Annotated in this window: 2 protein-coding genes; both read left to right on the forward strand. The window is 37.7% G+C overall.

Translation table 11 applies throughout. The features are described 5' to 3' along the window. Positions 1–698 (forward strand): lytic transglycosylase domain-containing protein (locus tag CWO92_RS24865; protein ID WP_165786798.1); only part of this gene is annotated, 698 nt, incomplete at its 5' end. After that, positions 695–1208: distal tail protein Dit (locus CWO92_RS24870; RefSeq protein ID WP_207767835.1), on the forward strand; the 514-nt coding region annotated here is incomplete at its 3' end. The genes CWO92_RS24865 and CWO92_RS24870, both read left to right, overlap by 4 nt.

Genomic DNA, 1208 nt, shown 5'->3' on the forward strand with positions numbered 1-1208 from the left:
ATCCAGGCGGTTCCGGTGTGGAAAGATGGCGGCCCTATGTTCTTAGAGCGTTAGAGATGAACGGTTTATCTTCCTCTTTAGTAGATAAAGTGTTAAGACAAATCAAAAGTGAATCTGGAGGAAATCCAAAGGCGATTAATTTATGGGATAGTAATGCTAAAGCTGGGCATCCTTCAAAAGGTTTAATGCAAACTATTGACTCCACCTTTAATGCGTATAAGTTCCCAGGTCACAATAATATATGGAATGGCTTTGACAATTTGTTAGCTGCATTAAATTATGCAAAGAAGCGATATGGTTCTAATTTATCTGGACTCGGTGAAGGGCATGGCTATGCAAATGGTGGTATTGTTACCAAGGCGCAACTAGCACACATCGCAGAAAGAAACAAACCGGAAGCGATTATTCCGTTGGATAAAGCCAAACGATCTAGGGCGATGCAAATATTATCTGCGACTCAACGTATATTAGGAGTACCTAGCGGATCCGTCGCAATTCAAAATGATAATTCATTAGTGATTACTAAAATGCAAGAACAAATTGACCAACAAGGCAAAATGATTCAACTTTTAACGGCAATTTTAGAAAAGGATTCGAATGTTTATATAGGTTCTAAGCAAATTTACGATGCAAATAAAAAAGAAAAAGACAAGCAAGATAGAACAAGAAATTTCTTTAAGGGGGTTACATCAACATGACCGAAATCACCTTTAATTTTTGTGGTGTAGACTCCAGACAAGATCTTGATTTAATTGTTAATCAGATTAAAAGACCTATTCTTCCAGAAGTTACGGAAAATACGCAAGATGTCCCAGGAATGGTAGGGAAAATCTTCCTTGGAAACTCATATGGCCAAAAAATATTTGAAATCGATATAACCATTAAAGCTAAATCGGAGCAAGAGCGTGTTCAAAAGATTGCACAACTAACAGACTTGTGCATGACTTTTGGAGACGGAGAGTATCCAATGATTTTTAGTGATGAGTCGGACTTTACTTATTACGGTCATTTCGCTGGTATAAGCACTCCTGAGCGATTAAGGGAAGGTTCACATTGGGCAACATGTACTTTAACCTTTTCTTGCAGCGACCCGAAGGCATATGGAGAATATGAAAGCTTTAGTATGAATGAAAATCCTATAAATATAACACCGAATGGGACGGCAGAATGCTATCCCATTTTTACTTGCTTACCGAAAAAAGATGTAA

The sequence above is a fragment of the Heyndrickxia camelliae genome, assembly GCF_002844575.1.
Lineage (GTDB): Bacteria > Bacillota > Bacilli > Bacillales > Bacillaceae_C > Margalitia > Margalitia camelliae.